Genomic DNA, 22888 nt, shown 5'->3' with positions numbered 1-22888 from the left:
GCCGCTTGCGACACCCCGCCGTTTTACGCGTCCGAAAGCTCTTTCTGTGCATGTGCCGCAAAAGGGGATGCGTCAATGCTCGGTTTCTTGTTCGGTCTCAATGCCCGCCTCGGGCGCTTGCATTTCTTCCTGGCCTCGGTCGCGCTTGCGATCGTGATGACCGCGATCTGCTTTGCGATCGCGATGGCCGTGCTGCGCACCACTTCGCCCAGCATGATCCGGCCGGAAGATCTCATGACGAACTGGGCCATCATTGGTGCGATTGCCTTCTTCGGACTCGCGACCTTCACGCTGCAATCGATGCGCATCCGCGACATCGGCTGGGATCCGGTTTGCGTCATCCCGGCCTGGTTCGCGCTCATGATCGTCGATTACGTCGTCGCAGGGCGGTTTCCGGCCTGGGCGATCGGGCAAGAGCACCAGGGCACGGTTGTCGGCGGGCTGGTCAACCTCGCGCTGATGCTTGCGCTCACGTTCTGGCCGAGTGCCGATAGCGAAGGCTCTTACGGCAGTCCCCGCCAGCCGAACCGGAGCGCGGCGAACCCGTCGCTCTCGGGCGCACGTCTGGCGCGCGTGTCGCAGGGTGTGCCGCGTCCGACCTGGAGTTAGCCGTCTGAGGCCTAGACGTAGGGCGGCTTGATGTTGCTGCGCTTCTCCAGCCATTCCGGCACCGGCAAGTTCTTGGCGCGCATGAAGTCGGCGTTGAACAGCTTTGATTGATAGCGGCTGCCGGAATCGCAGAGCACGGTGACGATCGTCTTGCCCGGCCCGAGCTGCTTGGCGAGGCGCATGGCGCCGGCGATGTTGATCCCGGTCGAGCCACCGAGGCACAGGCCCTCGTGCTGGAGCAGTTCGTAAATCAGCGTCACGGCGTCCTCATCCGGAATCACGAAGGCGTCGTCGACCTTGGCGCTCTCGACGATGGCGGTGACGCGGCTGAGCCCAATGCCCTCGGTAATGGAGTCGCCCGGCGTCACCTTGGCCTCGCCATTGCGGAAATACTCGTACATGCCGAAACCCTGTGGATCGGCACAGGCGACGCGGATGTCCTTATTCTTCTCCTTCAGAAAGCGGCTGATGCCGGCGAGCGTGCCGCCGCTGCCGACAGCGCTGACGAAGCCGTCGACCTTGCCACCGGTCTGCTCCCAGATCTCTGGGCCGGTCGATTCGTAGTGCGCCTTGGCGTTGTCGAGATTGTTCCACTGATCGGCGAACAACACGCCGTTAGACTCGCTCTTGCGCAGCTCGTCCGCAAGTCTGCGGCCGACATGCTGGTAGTTATTGGGGTTAGCGAAAGGCAACGCCGGCACTTCGATCAGCTCAGCGCCGCACAGCTTCAGAAAATCCTTTTTTTCCTGGCTCTGCGTCTCCGGGATCACGATCAGCGTGCGGTAGCCACGCGCGCTCGCCACCACCGCAAGCCCGATGCCGGTGTTGCCGGCGGTCGATTCCACAACCAGCCCGCCCGGCTTCAACTCGCCGCGCTTCTCAGCTTCCAAAATCATCCATTTGCCGGCGCGGTCCTTCACCGACTGGCCGGGATTCATGAACTCGGCCTTGCCGAGAATGGTGCAGCCGGTCAATTCCGAGGCGCGCTTCAGCTTGATCAGCGGGGTGTTGCCGATCGCTTCGACAACGTCGTTTTTGATGGTCATGTCAGGCAATTACCGGCTGGTTATGACGTGGGCGCCGACCCTAAAGTAGGGTCGCCGACCTTACAAGCGACCCCTTGCAAGCCGACCCCGCAAACTCTTATTGCTGCTTTGCGAAGATGACCTGCCGGACGTCGATATTCCCGGACAGGAATCCGGCCTCGCAATAGGCGAGATAGTACTCCCACAGCCGCCGAAACCGGTCGTCAAAGCCGAGCGGGACGAGGCCGGGCCAAGCGTTACGGAAGTTATTTCGCCAGGTGGCAAGCGTCTTGGCATAATCTTGCCCAAAGATGCGCTCGCGGATGACGGGGACGCCGAACCGGTCGCCGAGCGACTTCAGCACGGCGGGCGAAGGCAGCATGCCGCCGGGAAAGACGTAGCGCTGGATGAAGTCGACCTCGCGCCGGTAGCTCTGGAACAGCCTGTCCTGGATGGTGATGGCCTGGATGCCGGCAAGCCCGCCCGGCAACAGCCGGTCACGCAACTGTGCGAAATATCGCGGCCAGAACTGCTCGCCGACCGCCTCGATCATCTCGATCGAGGCAATCCGGTCGTAGCGGTCGCGCTCGTCGCGATAATCCTGGAGCCGGATCTCGACCTGCTCGGACAGGCCCGCCTCGTGGATGCGCTTGCGCGCGAAATCGCGCTGTTCGGTCGAGATGGTCAAACCCACGACGCGCGCGCCAAAAGTCTTGGCGGCGAATTCGGCGAAGCCGCCCCAGCCGCAGCCGATCTCGAGCAGCGTCTGGCCCGGCTTCAGGTCGAGCGCCTCGGCGAGCCGGCGATACTTGTTGGCTTGTGCCGCCGTAAGGTCGGTGGTGGATTCCTCGAACAGCGCCGAGGAATAGGTCATGCTGGGATCTAGCCAGGCCGCGTAGAACGCATTGCCGATGTCGTAATGGGCGTGGATGTTGCGCCGCGCCTGGCGGCGGGTATTGCGGTTCAACCAGTGCTGCACCACCTGGACGAACCGCATCAGGGGCTTGTCGCGCAGCATGGTCTGGATCAGATCGTGGTTGACGCAGAACAGGTACAGGAACTGCGTCAGGTCCGGCGTGTCCCAGTCGCCCGCGAGATAGGCTTCTGCAATCCCGATATCGCCGCCGTTGATCAGGCGCGAGGCGAAGCTGTAATTGTGCAGCCGCATTACCGCGTTCGGGCCCGGCTCCTGCCCGCCGAGCCTGATCATGCGACCGTCCGGCAGAGTGACGTGCAGCGTGCCGCGCCTCAGCCGTGAGCCGAAGGTGATCGCAAGGCGGACGAGACGCGGCAGGTCAGCGAACGCTGTTTCCACATTATCGGGCGTCACCGAGATGGCGTGCGGCATCGGCGGATCCATCACCTCAACTGGTCCAGTCCGACCGTGAGCCAGGCGCGCCCAACTCTCCATTTCGCCAGATCCGAGCACGCCCCGCATACGGTCAGCGACGGATAATATATGTGGGCGTTTCGCCGGCCGCCAAGGTGGTTTCGGCGCGAAGCGTCCCCGCGACATCAGGTCGTGGCACCAGCCGCGCGCCCTTCAGCCAGAGCCGCAGGGCTTCCCAATGGATCGCCGCCATCACCTTGAAGCTCACCAGCGGCAGGGCGAAGAACGATCGCAGCAGGGCACCCGAGGTCAGCGCCCGGCGGCGGCCGTTGAAGGTCGCCGCGAGCAGCGGGCCGTCGCAGTCGGTCTCCAGGATGCGCAGCTTGATCGTGTCGGCTGGCGGCAGGACGCGGAAATAATAGCGCATCGCCATCGGCAGGAAGGGCGAGACGTAAAACAGCTTGTCCTGCTGCTGCCGCAGGCCCGCATCGCTCCATTCGCCTGGTTTCACCGGCAGGACGTAAGGATGAATATCGCCGAAGGTGTTGCGGACTTCGTAGATCACCAGCGCCAACGCGCCACTGCGGTGATAGCAGAAATAGACCGCAAGCGGATTGAAGCCGTAGCCGAGCAGGCGGGGATAGCAGAGCAGCTCGACGCGGCCGCCGCTGAGGTCGATATCGTGCGCGGCGGCACAGCGCTCGGCGTAGGCCTTCAGGGATGAGCCGTCGCGCGCGCCGTGGTCGGTCTCGTGAAAACTGTAGAGTGCGGCGCGGTTGACGCCGAACAGTGGCGATTGCCGGTCGGCTTCGCCGAGCCGGTCGAGATCGATCAGCAGGCTCATGACGCGGTAGTTGAAACGATGGCCCATCGGCTTCAGCCGCGCATGCATGACATCGCCGAGATAGAGCGAGGCGGGATCGGTTGCGGGCAGAGCTGTCGTCACCATCGCGCTACTCCGCGGCCTCCGCCAGCTCGACCGGCGCCTCGCGCCACGGCGCGACGGCGCCGAGCGCCTCGGCGACGGCAAGGCCGGAGCGCAGGCCGTCTTCGTGAAAGCCATAGCCGGTCCAGGCGCCGCAGAACCAGGTGTGCCGCTGCCCCTGGATCTCGCCCAGTCGTTTCTGTGCGGCAAAGGCCGCCGCATTATACTGCGGATGCTCGCAGAGATATTGGCCGAAGGTGAGTTCAGGCGCAGGCTCGAAGGGCGGGTTGAGGCTGACGAACAGCGGCTTGTCGGGATCGACGCCCTGGAGCCGGTTCATCCAGTAGGTCACCGCGACATCGTTCACGGCGCGTCCCTCGCGCTGCCAGCGCAGGAAATTCCACGACGCCCAGGCCCGCCGCCGCTTCGGCATCAGCCTGACGTCGCGATGCAGATACACCTTGTTGGGGGCATAGCCGATGGCGCCGAGGATGTCGCGCTCGCGTGGATCTGCGTCGAACAGCATCGCAAGCGCTTGGTCGCTATGAGCCGCGATCACGACGTGATCGTAAGTCTCGTGCTGGCCGCGACTGTCGTGAACGACGACGCCGTGCGCGGTGCGATTGATCGATGTGACGGCGCAGCCGAGCCGGATGTTGTTCTTGAACGAGGCCTGGAGCTGCTCGACGTAGCGCTGGCTGCCGCCCTTGACCGTGCGCCAGACCGGCCGGTCGTAATGCAGCAGGCGATGGTTGTCGAAGAAGGCGATGAAATTTTCGGCCGGGAAGTCGAGCATCTCGCTTGCGGGGGCGGACCAGATCGCCGCGCCCATCGGTGCGAGATAGTCAGCGAGCAAGCGCTGCGAGAATTGGCGTTTCCGGAAATAGTCTCCAAGCGTCAATCCGGCGAGACGGCCGTTGCGGAGGTCGTCGACGCTCTGTCGGCCGAATTTGAGGATGCCTGTGACCATCCGCAGGTAAGACGGGGAGAGCAGGTTGCCGGGCTGGGCAAACAGGCCCGCGGCCATCGCCCACCAATCATTGCCGCCGCCGCGCCATTCGAAACGACCGCCGTCGGCGGACACGGCGAAGCTCATGCAGCTTGCGACCGTCTCGACACCGAGATGCGCGAACATCGCGGTGAGATCCGGATAGTTGAGCTCGTTGTAGACAATGAAGCCGATGTCGACCGCGACCGGCGTCCCCTGGTAGTCGATGGTAACGGTGTGGCTGTGGCCGCCTGGGCGGAGCTCGCGGTCATAGACCGTCACCGGATAGCGCTGTGAAAGCGTCCAGGCCGCCGCGTTGCCGGCGATGCCCGTCCCGATGACCGCGATACGCATGCGTAAATGTCCCTGCCTCGTGCTGGACAAGCTACGGTGCGTTGCGGCGCAGGTTTCAGTGGAGTGCGGGTGGCCTTCGCTGGTCTTGCTGCCAGTGTGGCCACAATATCACATGAAATCTTGGTAAGCTTGAATGCGCTTCTGGATGGCGCCGGAATTCAAAAAAGCCCTGCACGACAGGTACATTTGGTATTTTACCAGTCCAGGCGCCAGCGCGTTCGGGGGTGTCTTTCGCAGGTGCGGGACTGTCCCGCAGTTCCGCACCCGGCTAGGATAGATTTCAGGTTCCGCAGAAAGCATCACCGCTGTGAACGAGTTGCCCAAAGCCCCCCGACTGTCCCGCTGCGAATCGGTTAATCCGGCTGCGCGGCGGCGGTTCGGTCTGCCCGGCAGGGGGTGGATGTGACACAGCGGGTTCCGGCGGTCGCCATGCGGCAATCCCTTGGTTCTGCGTCCCGAGCGGGGCGCTGGGTCGCCGTACTGTGCCTTGCGGCAAGCTCGGGGGCGTGCGTCCTGACCCAGGACCTTCCCGATCCAGCGCTCGATGTTCCCGCGCAGTACAAATACGCCGGCAAGCCGGACGCGCCGCCGACGCCGGATTGGTGGCGCGGCTTTCGGTCCACGGAGCTGACGCAATTGATGGAAGAGGCGCAGACCGTCAACCTCGACATCGCCGCCGCCGTCTCGCGCATCGTCGAGGCCGACGCTCAGGCGCGACAGGCGGGCGCGGCGCTGCTGCCGAGCCTGTCGGGGAGCGGATCGGAGACCTATTCGCGCACCTCCGGCTCGAGCGCGTCCGGCCTGACCAATGGTGGCCGCGAGGTCGTCAATTATTCGTCGTCGCTGAGCGCCAGCTACCAGCTCGATTTCTGGGGTCAGAACCGCGATGCGCTGCAAACGGCGGAAGAGACCGCCCACGCCAACCGCTTCGATCGCGACGTCGTCGCGCTGACGACCCTTTCGGGCGTCGCCAACGCTTATTTCCAGGTGCTGGCCTCGCAGGACCGCATCAGGACCTCACAGCGCAACATTGCGAGCGCACAGCGCATCCTCGATGCCGTCAAGGAGCGGCGCAAGGCCGGCACCGGCACCGACCTCGACGTCGCCCAGCAGGAGAGCGTGCTGGCCAACCAGAAGGCGCTGGTGCCGCCGCTGCGCCAGACGCTCGACCAGAACGTCAACGCGCTCGCCGTGCTGGTGTCGCGGCCGCCGGAGAGCGTGCGCGTGCTCGGCGGCTCGCTGGACCGGGTCGCGATCCCGCGCGTGACGCCCGGCCTGCCGTCCGAACTCCTGACACAGCGGCCTGACATCCGCCGGCAGGAAGCACAGCTTGCTTCCGCCACGGCGAATATAGGCAATGCCCGCGCGCAATTCTTCCCGACCATCCAGCTGACCGGCAATGGCGGCTATCAGAGCTCGGCGCTGGTCTCGCTGTTCCAGCCGCACGCGGCGTTCTTCCAGCTGGTCGGCAGCGCAACGCAGCCGATCTTCGACGGCGGCAAGATTTTGGGCAATTTCGAATACGCCAAGGCGCGGCAGGAGGAGTTGCTCCAGACCTACCGCAAGACCATCGTCCAGGCCTTCAGCGACGTCGATAATGCGCTATTCTCGATCAAGCAGACCACGATCAAGCTGCAATTGCAGCGCGATGTCCTCAACGCCTCGCGGCGCGCCTTCGATCTGTCGGAGCAGCAGCTGCGCGCCGGCACGGCCGACATCGTCACCGTGCTCAACACGCAACTGACTCTGTTTACGGCGGAAGACGCGCTGTCGCAGGCACAACTCGCACGATTGCTTGCCATCGTCAGCCTGTATCAGGCGCTCGGCGGCGGCTGGGAGCCGCGAATGGAGAAACCGGTCAATGCTCTTTAAGCCGGATATGAAGGATGATGCGAAGCCGGGGGCGGTGAAAAAATCGCGCAGCCGCGGCTTCGTCATGACCCTGATCACGCTCGCGATCCTCGGCGGTCTCGGCTATCTCGGCTGGACCATCATGCATCAGCAGCCGCAGCAGCAGGGCAATGGCCGCAATCAGCGCCCCGATTTGCCCGTGCCGGTGCTGGCGGCAACGCCCCGGGTGCAGGACGTGCCGGTCTATCTCGACGGCGTCGGCGCGATCCGCGCGCTCAACACCGTGACCGTGCGCTCACAGGTCGACGGCAAGCTGATCGCGGTGAATTTTACCGAAGGCCAGGACGTCAAGAAGGGCGACGTGGTCGGCGAGATCGATCCCGCGCTCTACCAGGCGACGTATGACCAGGCCGTCGCCAAGAAGGCGCAGGACCAGGCCCAGCTCGCCAACCAGCGCATCGACCTGACGCGCTACGAGCAACTCGCCGCCTCCAATGCCGGCTCCAAGCAGCAGGCCGATACCCAGCGCGCGCTGGTCGCGCAGACCGAGGCGCTGGTCAAGGCCGACCAGGCCTCGATCGACAATGCGGCGGCGACGTTGAGCTACACCAAGATCGTGGCGCCGCTCTCGGGCCGCGCGGGCTTGCGCCAGGTCGACCAGGGCAACATCATCCACGCCGCCGACACCACCGGCCTCGTCGTGATCACGCAATTGCAGCCGATCGCGGTGTGGTTCAGCCTGCCGCAGCAGCAGATCATGCGCGTCAATGCGGCGGCGGCCAAGGGCTCGCTCGCAGTCGACGTGTTCGGCAATGACGGTGTCACCGTGATCGACACCGGCAAGCTGACCGGCATCGACAACCAGGTCGACCAGACCACCGGCACGCTCAAGCTCAAGGCGGAATTCCCCAACGCTCAGTACCAGCTCTGGCCGGGCCAATTCGTCAATGTCCGCTTGAAAGTCGAGACGCTCATGCAGGCGCTGGTGGTGCCGACATCGGCGGTGCAACGCGGTCCGATCGGCACCTTCAGCTACGTCATCGGAGAGGGCGACATCGTTTCGGCCAAGCCCGTGACGGTGACGCAGCAGAACGAGCATGACGCAGTGATCGCGAGCGGCCTGTCGCCGAACGACCGGGTCGTGACGACGGGCTTTGCCAATCTGTCCGACGGCTCCAAGGTCATCGTCGGTCGCGACGAGCAGACGCCGTCGGCCGATCTCGCCCCGCGCAAACGTACACGTGCGCCCGACGGCCAGAAAAAGGATGGCCAGAAGGACGGCGCGTCGAAAGATGGCGCCAAGGATTGGCAGGAGCGCCGCGCCAAACGGCAAAGCAGCGAGGGCGACCAGAAGGGCCAGACTGGCCCTGCACCGGCGCCGGCTCAGGGGACTGGGGCCGAACAATCGGGAAGTGGAGCCAAGCAGCCATGATCCCGACAACAGCCGCTTAAGCGGCAGGCGTATCCCATGGGTGTTTCCGAACCCTTCATTCGCCGGCCAATCGCGACTTCACTGCTCGGCATCGCACTGCTGATCGGCGGCGCGCTCGGCTATTTCGCGCTGCCGGTCTCGGCACTGCCGCAGGTCGACTTCCCGACCGTGCAGGTGACGACGCAGCTGCCCGGCGCGAGCCCCGACGTGATCGCCTCGCTGATCACCGCGCCGCTGGAACGGCAGCTAGGCCAGATCCCGTCGCTGTCGGCGATGAACTCGACGAGCTCGTTCGGTGTCAGCCAGATCTCGCTCCAGTTCGACCTCAATCGCGATATCGACGGCGCCACCCAGGACGTGCAGGCCGCGATCAACGCCGCGGCCGGCGTCCTGCCAAAGACGCTGCCTTATCCGCCGACCTACGCCAAGGTGAACCCGGCGGATGCGCCGGTGATGACTTTGGCGTTGCGCTCCGAGACGATCTCGCTGCGGGCGATGAGCGACATCGCCGATACGCTGTTGGCGCAGCGGCTGAGCCAGATTTCCGGCGTGGGACGCGTCTCCGTGCTCGGCGGGCTGAAGCCGGCCGTGCGCATCCAGGCGGATCTGGCGCGGCTTGCGTCCTACGGCATCGCCATGGAGGATCTGCGCGCGGCGATCTCCAATGCCAACGTGTCCGGGCCGAAGGGCTCGCTCGATGGCGCCCAGCAGTCCTACATCATCGCGGCCAATGACCAGATCGCGGCGGCCGACGCCTACCGTCCCATCATCATCGCCTATCGCAACGGCTCGCCGGTCACCATCGGCGATGTCGCGCAGATCGTCGATGGCCTCGAGAACGACCGCACCGGCGGCTGGTACCAGGGCACGCCGGCCGTCATCATCGACATCCAGCGCCAGCCCGGCGCCAATGTGATCGACGTCGTCAGCCAAATCCGGGCCGAAATCCCAAAAGTGCAGCGCGCGATTCCGGCCGGCGTGCACCTGACCATCGTCTCTGACCGCACGGTCACCATTCGCGCCTCGGTCCATGACGTCCAGTTCACACTGATCCTCAGCGTCGTGCTGGTGACGCTGGTGGTGTTGTTGTTCCTGCGCTCGCTGCGGGCAACCCTGATCGCCGGGGTGGCACTGCCGCTGTCGCTGATCACGAGCTTCGGCATCATGTATTTTGCCGGCTTCAGCCTCGACAATCTGTCATTGATGGCGCTCACCATCGGCACGGGCTTCGTGGTCGACGACGCCATCGTCATGATCGAGAACATCGTCCGCCACATGGAGAATGGCGACAGCGCGATGCAGGCCTCGCTCAAGGGCGCCAGCGAAATCGGCTTCACCGTGATCTCGCTGACGGTGTCGCTGATCGCGGTGTTCATCCCGCTGCTGTTCATGTCCGGCCTTGTCGGGCGCATGTTCCGCGAATTCGCGCTGACGTTGACGATCGCGGTCGTGACCTCGGCCGTGGTCTCGCTGACGCTGACGCCGATGATGTGCTCGCGCCTGCTTAAACACACTCATGAAGAATTCGCGGTGCCGGGGTTGGCTGCCGTCAGCCGCTTCATCGACCGCACCGTCGAGCTCTACCACCGGACGCTGCTTGTGGTTTTGCAGCACCAGCGCACCACGCTGGTCGTGACCTTCGCCACGCTGATCGCAACCCTGGTCCTCTACGTCGTCGCGCCAAAAGGCTTCCTGCCGCTCCAGGACACCGCCTCGATCACGGCAGTGACGGAGGCGGGGCCCGACGTGTCGTTTGCTGAAATGCAGAGGCGGCAGGCGGAGGTCGCCGACGCCATCAAGGCTGATCCTGATGTGACCGGCGTGGTCTCGGTGATCGGCGCGGGCTCGGTCAATCCGACCACCAATGTCGGGCGTCTCGTCATGAGCTTGACGCCTCGCGGCGAACGGCGCGACGATGTCAGCGCGGTCATCACCCGGTTGAAGGAGAAGGTGGCCGGCATCCCCGGCATGACCGTCTATTTCCAGCCGGTGCAGGACGTGCAGATCTCGACCCAGTCGAGCCGCTCGCAATATCAGTATACGCTGACCGGCACCGACGCGGCGCTTGTCTCCGAATGGGCGAAGAAGCTCGTTGACGAGATGCGGCGCGATCCACTGTTCCGCGATGTGTCCTCCGAGGCTCAGGAAGGTGGCCTGCGGGCGCAGCTCGATGTCGACCGTACCCGTGCTGGCCAGCTTGGCGTTAACCTTCAGGCCATCACCGACACGCTGAACGACGCCTTCGCACAGCGCCAGATCTCGACCATCTACGGCCAGGCCAACCAGTACCGCGTGGTGCTGGAGGCGCTGCCGATGTACCAGCGCGATCCCTCGATCCTGTCAAAGCTATATCTACCGGGCGGCGCGAGCAGCGCCCTCGTCGGTGCGCCCAACGCCCAGGTGCCGCTCGACGCGGTGGCGACGCTGAAGCGCACCACGGCGCCGCTCGCGATCTCGCATCAGGCGCAATTCCCGGCGATCTCGCTCAGCTTCAACCTCGCGCCGCGCGCGGCGCTGGGCGACGCGGTCGAGGCGGTCAAGACGATCGAGACCAGCATCGGCATGCCCAACAGCATCGTCGGGGTCTATGCCGGCGACGCGGCCGAATTCGCCAAGGCGCTGGCCGGCCAGCCCTGGCTGCTGCTCGCCGCCGTGATCACCATCTATATCGTGCTGGGCGTGCTCTATGAGAGCTACATCCACCCGATCACGATCCTCTCGACGCTGCCCTCGGCCGGCGTCGGCGCGATCCTGGCGCTGATGCTGTGCGGGCAGGACCTCTCGGTGATCGGCCTGATCGGCATCATCCTGTTGATGGGTATCGTCAAGAAGAACGCGATCATGATGATCGACTTCGCGCTCGAGGCCGAGCGCAAGCAGGGCATGCCGGCACACGAGGCGATCGTGCAGGCCTGCCTGTTGCGCTTCCGCCCGATCATGATGACGACCTTGGCGGCGCTGTTCGGCGCGTTGCCGCTCGCGATTGAAAGCGGCACCGGCGCCGAGCTGCGCTTTCCGCTCGGCATCTCCATCATCGGCGGCCTGCTGCTGAGCCAGTTACTCACGCTCTACACCACGCCCGTGATCTATCTCGCGCTCGACCGCATTAACCGCCGCCTGGAAAACGCACTGCCGCCTGTAGAGCCCGGAGGCCCACCGGTCGCCGGCGCCACCGAGGGGATGCAGTGATGGCATCGATCTCGGAGCCCTTCATCCGCCGGCCGGTCGCGACCACGCTGCTGTCGATCGGGCTGTTCCTGCTGGGGGGCGTCGCTTACGAGTTCCTGCCGGTCGCCTCTGTCCCGAACGTCGACTTCCCCGCCATCTTCGTGTCAGCAAGCCGGCCGGGCGCCGATCCGTCGGTGATGGCCGCGACCGTCGCCGCGCCGCTGGAGCGGCGCTTGGGCGAAATCGCAGGCATCAACCAGATCACCTCGACGTCTTCGCTCGGCACGGCCAACATCCAGCTTCAGTTCGACATCGGCCGCAACATCGACAAGGCCGCGCGCGACGTGCAGGCCGCGATCAACGCCGCGCTGGTCGATCTGCCCAGCGACCTGCCGTCGCTGCCGCGCTTCCGCAAGGCCAATTCGGCCGGCGCGCCCGTCTTCGTGCTGGCGCTGACCTCGAAAACGCTGTCCGCGAGCGCGATCTACGACGTCGCCGATACCGTGCTGGCCCAGCGCATCTCGCAGGTGCCGGGCGTTGGCGATGTGACGGTGAGCGGTGCCGATCAGCCGGCGGTGCGGATCCAGCTCAATCCGGTGGCGCTGTCCAACGCCGGGATTGCCACTGACGATGTTCGCACCGCCATCATCAACGCCAACCCGCTCGGTCCCGTCGGCATCTTCAACGGCGAGCGCCAGAGCGAGACGCTGTCGCTGAACAAGCAGATGCGCACGGCCGCAGAGTTCCGCAACATCGTCATCAAGAGCTCCAACGGCAATTTCGTGCGGCTGTCCGATGTCGCCGACATCGAGGACGGCGTCCGCAACGCCCGTTCGATTGCCTGGTTCAACAAGCAGCCGGCGGTCCTGATCCAGATCACCAAGCAGGGCGATGCCAACGTCATCGACACCGTCGACCGGGTCAAGGCGCTGATCCCTGACCTGAAGCAATGGATCCCAGCCGGGGTCGACGTCTCCACCCTGGTCGACCGTACCACCACGATCCGCGCCAGCGTGATGGACATGCAGTGGACGCTGCTGGCGACCGCCATCCTGGTGATGGTCGTGGTGTTCGTGTTCCTGCGCCGCTTGACGCCGACGATCGCGGCCGGCATTTCGGTGCCGCTGGCGCTGGCCGGAACCTGCGCCGGGATGTGGGTCGCGGGCTTCTCGATCGACAATCTGTCGCTGATGGCGCTCGCGATCTCGGTCGGCTTCGTGGTCGACGACGCCATCGTCATGATCGAGAACATGTTCCGCAATCTCGAGCATGGCATGCGACCGTTCGAGGCGGCGCTGGAGGGTGCCAAGCAAATCGGCTTCACGGTGGTCTCGATCAGCCTGTCGCTGATCGCGGCCTTCACGCCGCTGATCTTCATGGACGGCATCGTCGGGCGTCTGCTGCGCGAATTCTCACTGACGCTGACCTTCGCGATCGTGGTCTCGACGCTGGTGTCGCTGACGGTCACGCCGATGATTTGCGCCCATTACATCCGGCAGACCACGTCGGGATCGGCCACGCTGTTCGATCGTGTTATCGAAGGTTCGCTGACACGAGTCGTCGCTTTCTACGCCCGCACCTTGCGCACCGTGCTGGAATTTCCGCTGCTGACGCTGCTGGTGTTCTTCGCCACCATCGGCCTCACGGTGGTGCTCTACATCAAGGTTCCCAAGGGTTATTTCCCGACCGACGATTCCGGCTTCGTCATCGGCGCGACGCGCGCCTCGGCCGACATCTCGTTTCAATCGATGCTGAGCCTCCAGCAGCGGCTTGCCGACATCGTGATGCAGGATCCGGCCGTGGCCGGCATCGGCTCGACCGTCGGCAGCGGAGGCGGGGGCCCCGGCGCTGCGACCTCAAACCGCGGCACGATGTTCATCACGCTCAAGCCGCCGGAGGAGCGCGACCACATCTCGACGCAGGTCGTGATCGACCGTCTCAGGCGCGCTTTGTTTCCCGTGCCCGGTATCCGCCTCTTCATGTTTGCGGCGCAAGACGTGCGCGCCGGCGGACGGCAGAGCGATTCCGACTACCAGTACACACTCTCCTCGACCGATCTCGACTTGTTGCAGAAATGGGCGCCGATCGTCGCCAAGCGCATGGAGACGGTCGAAGGCATCACCGACATTTCTAGCGACCGCGATCCCGGCGGGCTTCAACTTACTCTGAACATCGACCGCCAAAAGGCAGCGATGCTCGGCGTCAAGGTCCAAGACATCGACAACGCGTTGAACAACGCCTTCTCGCAGCGGCAGATCTCGATCATCTACACCCAGCGCAACCAGTACATGATCGTGCTGGAAATCGACCCGAAATTCCAGGTCGACCCATCCAACCTCGATCGAATCTATGTTGCCGGCGCCAACAACGTGCAGGTGCCGCTGTCGGCCGTGGTGCATGCGACGCGCAGCCTCGCAGCGCTCGCGGTCTATCACTCCCAGTCGGTCCCCTCGACCACGGTGTCGTTCAACCTGCTGCCGGACGTGCCGCTGCAGGCCGCCACGCAAAACATCCAGCGCGCTGTCGACGAGCTGCACATGCCGGAGGGCATTCGCGGCAGCTTCGACGGCAATGCCGGCGATTTCGCCAAGACCAGCGGCCGTCAGCCGCTGCTCATTCTCGGCGCGCTGGTGGCGATGTATATCGTGCTCGGCGTGCTCTATGAGAGCCTCGCCCATCCGCTCACGATCATCTCGACGCTGCCCTCCGCCGGCCTCGGGGCGCTGCTTGCGCTGCAAATCACCAACACGCCGCTGACGGTGATCGCCTTCGTCGGCATCATTCTGTTGATCGGCATCGTCAAGAAGAACGGCATCATGATGGTCGACTTCGCGCTCGATGCCGAACGCCAGCGCGGCCTGTCCTCGGCGGAGGCGATCTTCGAGGCCTGCCAGGCGCGCTTCCGTCCAATTCTGATGACGACGATGGCGGCGCTGTTTGCCGGCATTCCGCTGGTCGTTGCGACCGGGCCCGGCACGGAGCTGCGGCGCCCGCTCGGCATCACCATCATCGGCGGTCTGTTCGTCTCGCAGATCTTGACGCTCTACACCACGCCCGTGATTTATCTGCTGATCGACCGCCTGCGGCGGCGCTCCGAGCCCCGCGCGCTGGCTGCGCCGGCGGAATAGGCGGGTTGTTGAAGCGCCGCGCGGAGCGTATAGCGGCGGTCATGTCCAACCCATCAGACCTGACCGCTGCGGCGCCCGAGCCGATCCCCGAATGTCCGCACTGCCAGAAGCCGATGCCGCTGTGCATCTGCGACAGTGTTACGCCGATCCAGAGCCGCCTCGGGCTTCTGATCCTCCAGCATCCGCAGGAGCAGGACAGGGCGCTCGGCACCGCGCGGCTGACTGCGAAGCATTTCCCCAAGGCGACTTTGCGGGTGGGCCTGTCCTGGCCGAGCCTGTCCAAGGCGCTCGGGCATCCCGTCGACAATGCGTCGCACTGGGGCGTGCTCTATCTCGGCTCGGCGCGCGCGGCCGATCTCGAGGCCGAGGGCGAGATCGTGGCCCTGACCCGCAAGGGCGAGATCGCCGAGAACCAGCGCGCCATCCTCGGCAAGCTCGAAGGTGTGGTGCTGCTCGACGGCACCTGGAGCCAGGCCAAGGCGCTGTGGTGGCGCAACCCCTGGATGCTGAAATGCCAACGCGTGATCCTCAACCCGTCGCGTCCCTCGCGCTACGGGCGCTTGCGCAAGGAGCCGCGCAAGGACGGACTGTCGACTATCGAGGCGGCCGCGACGATTCTGGCCGGCCTGGAGCGGCGCCCTGACATTGCCGAGACGCTGAATGCCAGTTTTGAACGGCTGTTAACACGCTACCGCGAGGTCCAGGCCGAGATGCCGGAATTGGCGCCCAAGCCGCCGGTGAAGGACCGCCGACGCGGTGTCCGGCGCGGCAAACGAGCCTAGCTCCAGCCCACCTCATCCGTACGGTTGATTGCCCCCCGTGGAGCGGGCAGATACAGACCACCGGCCGACAGGCCCGTGACCTGCTATCCTGTTGCAGCGTCGTAAAATCCGGAATGCAAAAAGGGGCAACCGTATTCAGAGCGCAGCGAAGGAGATCCTGGCCCAGGCGGCGCAGTTCGATCGTTGGGGCACGCTCGCCCTGATGGACATCTCGCTGCGCTACCGGCGCACCGTGATCGGCCCGCTCTGGATCACGCTGACGCTCGCGGCGACGATCGTCAGCGTCGGCACAGTCTATGCGGCGCTGTTCAAGCAGGAGATCACGGGGTTCCTGCCGCCTTTCGCGGTCGGCTTGATCGTCTGGACCCTGATCGCCACGACGCTCCAGGAGGGGTCCAACATCTTCGTGGCCTCCGGTCACCTGATCAAGGCGGTGCCGGCGCCGCTGATCGTGCATGTATTGCAGATGATCGCGCGCAACGTCCTGATCTTCGCGCATCATCTGGTGATCGTGGTCCTGCTTTATGTCGTGATGCCATGGCCACTGCACTGGAACATCATGCTCGTCGTGCCAGGCTTTGCGATTCTGCTGGTCGTGCTCCTCGGCGGCTCGGTCGCGCTCGGCATGCTCTGCGCGCGGTTTCGCGACATCGGCTCGGCGATCGTCAGCGGCCTGCAATTCATCTTCTTCCTCACGCCGATCATCTGGACCGAGGACAGCGTGCGCGGCACCGCGTTCCACTGGCTGACGCGGGTCAATCCGTTCGCGACACTGCTCGATCTCGTGCGCAAGCCGCTGTTGTCGCAGCCGACGGATGCGGAGCAGTGGTTGCTCGGGCTGGCCTATGCGATCGCGATGGCCGTGATCGGCCTCGGCTGCTACGCAAGGTACCGCCACCGCGTGGCGTACTGGCTGTGAGGCGCGGATGAGCCCCCAAGCCCACATCGTGCTTCGCAACGTTTCGGTCAATTTTCCGGTGCTGTCGTTCCGCGACCGTTCGCTGCGCAGCCGGTTCGTTCGTGCCGTGACGCTGCGCCGGGAGGCGCCGCGCCCGCACATCGTCAGCGCGTTGAACGATATCAATCTCGATATCCGTGCCGGCGACCGCGTCGCCATCGTCGGCGCCAATGGCGCCGGAAAGACCACGTTGCTGAGGGTCCTGGCCGGGATCTACCATCCGACGGTAGGCGACGTCGACGTGCTCGGCCGCTGCCTGTCGCTGTTCGACCTGTCGGCCGGCTTCGACGAGGAGGCCACCGGCTACGAGAACATCATGCGCCGCGGCCTCGTGATCGGCGCACGGCGCACCGAGATCGACGCGCGGCGCGCGGAGATCGCCGAATTCACCGAGCTCGGCGACCGGCTCGACCTGCCGCTGCGCACCTATTCCAGCGGCATGATGCTGCGCCTGATCTTCGCGGTCGCGACCGCCGTCGAAGGCGAGATCGTTCTGCTCGACGAATGGATCGGCGTCGGCGACCAGCAGTTCCGGAAGAAGGCACGCCAGCGGCTCGATGAGATCGTGGCGCGCGCCGGCATTTTGGTGCTGGCCTCGCACGACATTGATCTGATCAAGAGCACCTGCAACCGCGCGATCCTGCTGCAAGAAGGCCGTATCACCGCAGCCGGCACGACCGACGAGATTCTCGGCCGATACCTCGGTGGCGAGGCGAGGGCATAGCCGGCTCGGGGTTGCCTAAACCCTTGATCCCCTATATTGCTCCGCCCTCGTTGGGGCCACGTGGCGGAGTGGTTACGCGCCGGTCTGCAAAACCGTTTACTCGGGTTCGAGTCCCGACGTGGCCTCCATCACAAGCCTCTGATATTTAAGCGCAAATTGGAATTCGGTGCGGGTTCCGCCGACCGGCGGACAGAGCCTGCTTGTGCGCGCTCACCGGGTTTGCCCGGGGCTTGCTGGAAACCCCCGATTCAGGCCCGATGGCATAGACTTCGCATCTGCGAAGGGATTGCAGTCCCAACAATCGAGCGCTGGAGAGCACGTGAGCGACGTCGTCCGATTTGTCCCGAAATCTGAGCTGGAGCGGGCTCGCCTCATTGCCGAGGCCCGTGCGATCTATGACAGCATCTTCCCACCGGCCGAACCCGACAGGGCGCCGCAGGATGGCGAGGAAAGCGTCAAGAATTGATCGCGGGCCGCGCGGACGCGCGGTTTACGCGTCCGTTCGCAAGGTAAACGGTCTCAGCAGGACGCGTACCAGCTGTCCGGAAAGGGCAGGAGGGGCCAGGCGCCCTCGTTGTCATTCGCGGCCTTGGGCGTCGCGTCGAAGCTCCACGAGCGGGGCACGAATTCCTCCTCCGGCCCGAACGCCAATTCTTCCAGGACCATGGCGTCGCGGACGGTGTCCAGCAGCAAGTTGAATTCGGCTTCGCTCATCACACCCTCCGGAACGCGGATGGCGCACTGTCGCAGAGCCGATTTGTTTCCCGATTGAGCCGATCGTTCGCATTTTAACGATCCGGCGATCGGGTCCCGTTTGGTTAGCGATTCCTGAAAAATCCCCGCGCAAATTTAGGCAACCCGGGCGGGCTGCCAGTGTGAAAGAGATCACATTCACCGCGATTTATTCCTCCTACCTCTTTGCATACACCGGCCGACGCGGGCCGGGCGGGTAGAGCGGACAGGAGAGCGGTCATGAAGGCGAGGTTCTTGCGGTTTGCGGGTGTGAGGAGCCGGGCGCGTCGCGCTTCGACGGTCGGGCTGTTTCTGACGCTGTTTGCCACCGTCGCCCACGCGGAGCCGGGTACCCCTGAGCAGCGCCGGGCCTGCAGCCCGGACGTCTATCGGCTTTGCGCCGGCGAAATCCCCAACGTCCGCGCCATCACGGCGTGCCTGCGGCGTAATAAGGCAAGCTTGAGCGAGGCTTGCCGCACCGTGTTTGATCAGGCCGGCGGCTGACATAGCCGGTCTGTGGATTTGTGCGCAGCAAGTAGCTCATGCGCGCTCGCGAATCCGGCATGGTCGGCCTGTGGATATGCTGCGGACAGGCTGTGGAAGACGGTGATGTCCCGCCGATGTCAGTCGCAGATGCGTCTTCAGGGCGTCATATCTCTGTTAAATCGCCTCACCGAATGATTCCCTCATCGTGCAGATCCCTGCATGATTCGAGATTATTTGGTTCTCCCGAATTCGGAATCCCGTCCTGCGGCGCTTTGCGCCAGCGAACAGTTTTTGTGCAGCGGCTTGCCCAATTCACAGGCCCGCCCCATCCAATTTATTGTACGCCCGCGGACAAGCTTTCCCATCCGCTCTCCCCCTAGGCTCGCTCCCGAGTTTTGGAACATGGCCATTGCCATGACAATTCGAAGGAGCTGGACATGGAGAGACGGGTTTTGTCCCAGACGCACCGGGGAATGGCGCGTGAATCGTTGCCGTCGCGCAAGCTCGCGCTTGGCGCCCTCATCGCTTTCGGCGCTCTCGCCGCAGCACCACTGAGCGCGCAAGCCGCGGCGCCTGCGGCCTGTGCCGCGCTCCAGGAAAAATATCCGGACTGGAAGGGCAAGACGCTCGTCAATGCCATCAACCCGCACACGCCGGGCTATGAGACGATCGACCCGAAGGATCCCAACAAATATATCGGCTTCGACATCGACATCGGCGAGGCCATCGGGGAATGCCTCGGCTTCAAGCTGACCTACAAGCCGGTGACGTTTGCCGCCCTCCTGACCACGCTTGCCGCGGGACAAGCCGATATCGTCATCTCTGACATCTACGCCACCAAGGAGCGCGCGAAAGCCGCCGACTTCATCACCTATTCAAAGGTGTTCGACGGCGTGCTGGTCGCCAAGGGCAATCCGAAGGGCATCAACGGCATCAACATGTCGATGTGCGGCGCGGCTGCCGCCGAGAACACCGGCTATGTCGAAGTGCCCCTGATCCAGGCCCTGATGCCGGAGTGCAAGAAGGCCGGCAAGCCCGAGCCCACGGTCCAGCTCTATGACAACAATGCCAACTGCATCCAGGCGATCCTCGCCGGCCGCGCCGACACCTATGTCAACGACGTCAACACCGTCGACAGCGCGGTCAAGGCCTATCCGGACAAGCTGGAGAAGGCGATCGCGGTGACGATCCCGTATTCGGTCGGCATCGCCGTTCCCAAGGACAAGCCGAAATTCCGCGACGCCGTGCTCGCCGCACTGATCGAGGTGCAGAAGGCCGGCACGCATATGGAGCTTCTGAAGAAGCATGGGCTCGACGTGAACAACTTCAAGGAGCCTGACATTCTGACGGCTGACTGATGTCGCTGTTCCTCCATTACCTGAGCATGCCGTATCTGCTCGAGGGCATCGAGCTCACCCTCGAGGTGACTGCCCTCGGGCTCGGCGGCGGATTGATCCTCGGATTGATCCTCGCCGGCATGCAGCTCTCACGCTTCTGGCTGCTGGCGGCAATCGCCCGGGCTTACACCGTGATCTTCCGCGGCACGCCGCTGATCCTGCAAATGGTGTTCGCCTACGACGCGCTGCCGCATATCGGCATCAAGCTGCCGGCCGTCTTGGCCGCCGGCCTCGCGCTCGCCTGCAACGAGGCGCCGTTCATCGCGGAGATGCTGCGCGCCGGCGTGCTCGGTGTCGATCGCGGGCAGGTGACCGCCGGTCAGGCGCTCGGCATGACGCCGTCGGTGCTGATGCGCCGGGTGATTGCGCCGCAGGCGATCCGCACCATGATTCCCGCCTTCGGCAACGAAGCCGTCAGCGCGCTGAAGAATTCCTCGCTCGCCTCCGTCGTCGCGGTCCAGGAGCTGACGCTGCGCTCGACCCAGCTGGCGTCCTCGACCTTCGACTTCTTCTCGATCTTCTTCGCCTCAGGCCTTTTGTACCTCGTGCTGACCTTTGCCATCAGCATCATCCAGCTTTTCGTCGAATGGCTGCTTGATCTCGACCGGGCCAAGGACGGCAAGAAGGGCCGTGAGCGCAAGCTGGCTGATTATTTGCCATGGCGGCGCGTCGATCTCGCGACCCAGCTCGAGCCGGCCGGCGTGACCATCCCTGATCCCGTGCAGGCGGAACTCACCGACACGCCGCCGCTGGCTTTGACGCGCGAGGAGCGCACCCGGCGCGCGGTGACGATCGCGCGCAACAACATCGCGGTCGAGACCAAGGACCTCACCAAGAGCTACGGTACGCAAAAGGTACTCGGTGGCCTCGATCTCACCGTCCGCATCGGCGAGGTCGTCGCGCTGCTCGGACCCAGCGGCTCCGGTAAGAGCACTCTGCTCCGCTGCATCAACCATCTCGAAAGCTGGGATGGAGGCACCGTGCGCGTCGGCGGCCGCCGCCTCGGTTTTGATGACGACGGCAAGCTGCTGTCGCCGCGGGCCATCGCCAATGAGCGGGCGACCGTCGGCGTCGGCATGGTGTTCCAGCAGTTCAACCTGTTCGCGCACCTCTCGGCCAAGGAGAACATTGCCGGGCCTCTGCGATGGGTCCACGGCATGACCAGGATCGATGCCGACCGCCGCGCCGCCGAGCTGCTCGAGCGCGTTGGCCTGACCCATCGCGCCGATGCGCTGCCGCGCCATCTCTCCGGCGGCCAGCAACAGCGCGTCGCCATCGCGCGTGCGCTCGCGCCGAACCCGAGCGTGCTGCTGCTGGACGAGCCGACCTCCGCGCTCGACCCCGAGCTCGTCAACGAGGTGTTGGAGGTGATCCGCCGGCTCGCCATCGACGACGGCCTCACCATGATCATCTCGACGCACCAGATCCGTTTTGCCGATGAAGTCGCCGACCGCGTCGCTTTCTTAAGCGGCGGGTCGATTATCGAGGAGGGGCCGGCGCACGAGGTTCTCACCAATCCCCGCAATCCGCTGACCGCGCGTTTCCTCAGCGTCATGGAAGCCGACAAGACTCCGGAGGCGGTGCGATGAGCGCTGTCTCCGCCAGGTTCAAGACTCCCGAAGAGGCCACGTCATGAAACACTTCACGCTGCCGGTTTCGCCGAAAACCGTTCACTGGGGCTATTTCTCCAAGAAAGTCGCGCCGTCCCTGACGCTGCGCTCCGGCGATCGCGCCACCATCGAGACACTGACCCATCACGCCAATGACGATTACGAGCGGATGATCGCTGGTGATCCGGGCGCCGAGAGCGTGTTCCAGTGGACCCGCGAGCACAAGGCGGTGGCGCGCCGTGGCTCAGGTCCCGTCGAAGGCCCCTTCATCCGCGGCGCAGGCGAGGGGATCGGCGTGCATCTGTTGACCGGTCCGGTCGCGATCGAAGGCGCCGAGCCTGGCGATATCCTCGAAGTGCGCATTCTCGACGTCCGGCCGCGGCCGAGCTGTAGCGCCTGCCATGCCGGCCGCTGCTTCGGCTCCAACGTCGCGGCCAACTGGGGCTTTCACTATCACGACCTGATCGAGGAGCCGAAGCCGCGCGAGGTCGTCACCATCTTCGAGCTCGATACCTCGGGCGAGCCCTACGCGAAGGCCGTCTACAATTACGTCTGGACGCCGCAGACCGATCCTGACGGCATCGTGCATCCGACCATCGATTATCCCGGCGTACGCGTCGATCACGCCACCATCAGGAAGCGCGAGAACATCCTCGCAAGCGTGAAGGTGCCGGCGCGGCTGCACTTCGGCACCATGGGCCTTGCACCTTCGGAAGCCGATTTTGTCAGCTCGATTCCACCGAGCTACACCGGCGGCAATATCGACGACTGGCGCATCGGCAAGGGCGCCCGGATGTTCTATCCAGTCGCGGTTCCCGGCGCCTATTTCTCGGTCGGCGATCCCCACGCGGCCCAAGGCGACAGCGAGCTTGGCGGCACCGCGATCGAGACGTCGCTGACCGGCGATTTCGAGTTCATCCTGCACAAGAAGGCCGACCTTGCCGGCACCAGCCTCGAAGGTCTCGATCATCCGATGCTGGAGACCGATCAGGCCTGGTCGTTCTACGGCTTCACCTATCCGAACTATCTCGCAGCGCTCGGCGCCGACGCACAAACCGAGATTGCCAATCACAGCAGTCTCGACCGTGCGATGCGCGATGCGTTCCGCAAGCTCCGGCGGTTCCTGATGACCGTGCACGGCCTCAGCGAGGACGAAGCGATCTCGCTGCTATCGGTCGGCGCCGATTTCGGCGTCACCCAGGTGGTCGATGCCAATTGGGGCGTCCACGGCACGATCCGCAAGAACATCTTTCGGTGCGACTAATGCGTTGAAGCGAAGCCTGTTTTCGGGATGAGAGGATGAGCAGCGATCGTCATTTGCGGCCCGTCGCTGCGACGGATGAGCGCGCTCGTCTGGCACAGAGGTTGCTTCGATCGACTGCAATCTGG

General features: G+C 64.6%; 18 protein-coding genes and 1 tRNA gene. 14 read left to right on the top strand and 5 right to left on the bottom strand.

Going from position 1 to position 22888, the window contains the following annotated elements; genetic code table 11:
- The first annotated feature begins 75 nt into the window (after positions 1 to 75).
- Positions 76 to 609 carry a DUF805 domain-containing protein gene (locus UB31_RS07380; protein WP_045010384.1) on the top strand — a complete coding sequence of 178 codons (534 nt, stop codon included), beginning with the start codon at positions 76 to 78 and terminating at the stop codon, positions 607 to 609.
- Positions 610 to 620: 11 nt separating this feature from the next.
- Here UB31_RS07380 and UB31_RS07375 read toward each other — a convergent pair whose 3' ends face one another.
- The 4 genes from UB31_RS07375 to UB31_RS07360 form a co-directional block, all read right to left on the bottom strand.
- A complete protein-coding gene (locus tag UB31_RS07375) occupies positions 621 to 1655 on the bottom strand; it encodes a cysteine synthase A (protein WP_045010383.1) in 1035 nt (344 codons plus the stop codon).
- A 97-nt stretch (positions 1656 to 1752) separates the two neighbouring features.
- Positions 1753 to 2982, bottom strand: coding sequence for an SAM-dependent methyltransferase (locus UB31_RS07370; protein ID WP_045010436.1), 1230 nt, complete (start codon positions 2980 to 2982; stop codon positions 1753 to 1755).
- 94 nt (positions 2983 to 3076) lie between these two features.
- Positions 3077 to 3913 carry a DUF1365 domain-containing protein gene (locus tag UB31_RS07365; RefSeq protein WP_045010382.1) on the bottom strand — a complete coding sequence of 279 codons (837 nt, stop codon included), beginning with the start codon at positions 3911 to 3913 and terminating at the stop codon, positions 3077 to 3079.
- Between the two features lie 4 nt (positions 3914 to 3917).
- Positions 3918 to 5231 carry an NAD(P)/FAD-dependent oxidoreductase gene (locus UB31_RS07360; RefSeq protein ID WP_045010381.1) on the bottom strand — a complete coding sequence of 438 codons (1314 nt, stop codon included), beginning with the start codon at positions 5229 to 5231 and terminating at the stop codon, positions 3918 to 3920.
- Positions 5232 to 5660: 429 nt separating this feature from the next.
- On the opposite strand from UB31_RS07360, the gene UB31_RS07355 reads away from it, so the two are divergent.
- The 9 genes from UB31_RS07355 to UB31_RS42070 all read left to right on the top strand — a co-directional run bounded on the left by UB31_RS07355 (position 5661) and on the right by UB31_RS42070 (position 17740).
- Positions 5661 to 7103, top strand: coding sequence for an efflux transporter outer membrane subunit (locus tag UB31_RS07355; RefSeq protein ID WP_245305962.1), 1443 nt, complete (start codon positions 5661 to 5663; stop codon positions 7101 to 7103).
- Entirely contained in the window at positions 7093 to 8514 is a 1422-nt protein-coding gene (locus UB31_RS07350) for an efflux RND transporter periplasmic adaptor subunit (RefSeq protein ID WP_045010380.1), read from the top strand. Before UB31_RS07355 ends, UB31_RS07350 begins: the two co-directional genes overlap by 11 nt.
- Positions 8515 to 8550: 36 nt before the next feature.
- Positions 8551 to 11703 (top strand): efflux RND transporter permease subunit, encoded by a 3153-nt coding sequence (locus UB31_RS07345; protein ID WP_045010379.1) that lies wholly within the window; start codon positions 8551 to 8553, stop codon positions 11701 to 11703.
- Positions 11703 to 14810 carry an efflux RND transporter permease subunit gene (locus UB31_RS07340; RefSeq protein ID WP_045010378.1) on the top strand — a complete coding sequence of 1036 codons (3108 nt, stop codon included), beginning with the start codon at positions 11703 to 11705 and terminating at the stop codon, positions 14808 to 14810. The genes UB31_RS07345 and UB31_RS07340 overlap by 1 nt, the downstream gene beginning before the upstream one ends.
- Before the next feature lie 41 nt (positions 14811 to 14851).
- Positions 14852 to 15592 (top strand): tRNA-uridine aminocarboxypropyltransferase, encoded by a 741-nt coding sequence (locus UB31_RS07335; protein ID WP_045010435.1) that lies wholly within the window; start codon positions 14852 to 14854, stop codon positions 15590 to 15592.
- Between the two features lie 91 nt (positions 15593 to 15683).
- A complete protein-coding gene (locus tag UB31_RS07330; protein WP_245305586.1) occupies positions 15684 to 16511 on the top strand; it encodes an ABC transporter permease in 828 nt (275 codons plus the stop codon).
- A gap of 7 nt (positions 16512 to 16518) precedes the next feature.
- Positions 16519 to 17274, top strand: coding sequence for an ABC transporter ATP-binding protein (locus UB31_RS07325; RefSeq protein WP_045007270.1), 756 nt, complete (start codon positions 16519 to 16521; stop codon positions 17272 to 17274).
- Between the two features lie 54 nt (positions 17275 to 17328).
- Positions 17329 to 17402 (top strand) — tRNA-Cys (locus tag UB31_RS07320).
- Between the two features lie 191 nt (positions 17403 to 17593).
- Positions 17594 to 17740, top strand: a complete 147-nt coding sequence (locus tag UB31_RS42070) for a hypothetical protein (protein ID WP_197090779.1) — start codon at positions 17594 to 17596, stop codon at positions 17738 to 17740.
- 53 nt (positions 17741 to 17793) lie between these two features.
- Here the strand turns inward: UB31_RS42070 and UB31_RS07315 are convergent, their stop codons facing one another.
- Positions 17794 to 17988 (bottom strand): hypothetical protein, encoded by a 195-nt coding sequence (locus UB31_RS07315; protein ID WP_045007271.1) that lies wholly within the window; start codon positions 17986 to 17988, stop codon positions 17794 to 17796.
- 258 nt (positions 17989 to 18246) lie between these two features.
- On the opposite strand from UB31_RS07315, the gene UB31_RS07310 reads away from it, so the two are divergent.
- The 4 genes from UB31_RS07310 to UB31_RS07295 all read left to right on the top strand — a co-directional run bounded on the left by UB31_RS07310 (position 18247) and on the right by UB31_RS07295 (position 22763).
- Entirely contained in the window at positions 18247 to 18510 is a 264-nt protein-coding gene (locus tag UB31_RS07310; protein ID WP_045010434.1) for a hypothetical protein, read from the top strand.
- Between the two features lie 455 nt (positions 18511 to 18965).
- Complete coding sequence (locus tag UB31_RS07305; RefSeq protein WP_045010377.1) at positions 18966 to 19850, top strand: ABC transporter substrate-binding protein; 885 nt, start codon at positions 18966 to 18968, stop codon at positions 19848 to 19850.
- Positions 19850 to 21478 (top strand): amino acid ABC transporter permease/ATP-binding protein, encoded by a 1629-nt coding sequence (locus tag UB31_RS07300; protein ID WP_045010376.1) that lies wholly within the window; start codon positions 19850 to 19852, stop codon positions 21476 to 21478. Before UB31_RS07305 ends, UB31_RS07300 begins: the two co-directional genes overlap by 1 nt.
- Positions 21479 to 21521: 43 nt before the next feature.
- A complete protein-coding gene (locus UB31_RS07295) occupies positions 21522 to 22763 on the top strand; it encodes an acetamidase/formamidase family protein (protein ID WP_045010375.1) in 1242 nt (413 codons plus the stop codon).
- The last annotated feature ends 125 nt before the right edge of the window (positions 22764 to 22888 follow it).

The sequence above is a fragment of the Bradyrhizobium sp. LTSP849 genome (genome assembly GCF_000938255.1).
Lineage (GTDB): Bacteria > Pseudomonadota > Alphaproteobacteria > Rhizobiales > Xanthobacteraceae > Bradyrhizobium.
Note: the sequence above shows the minus strand (reverse complement) of the source record. Positions and strands in the feature narration are given on the sequence as shown.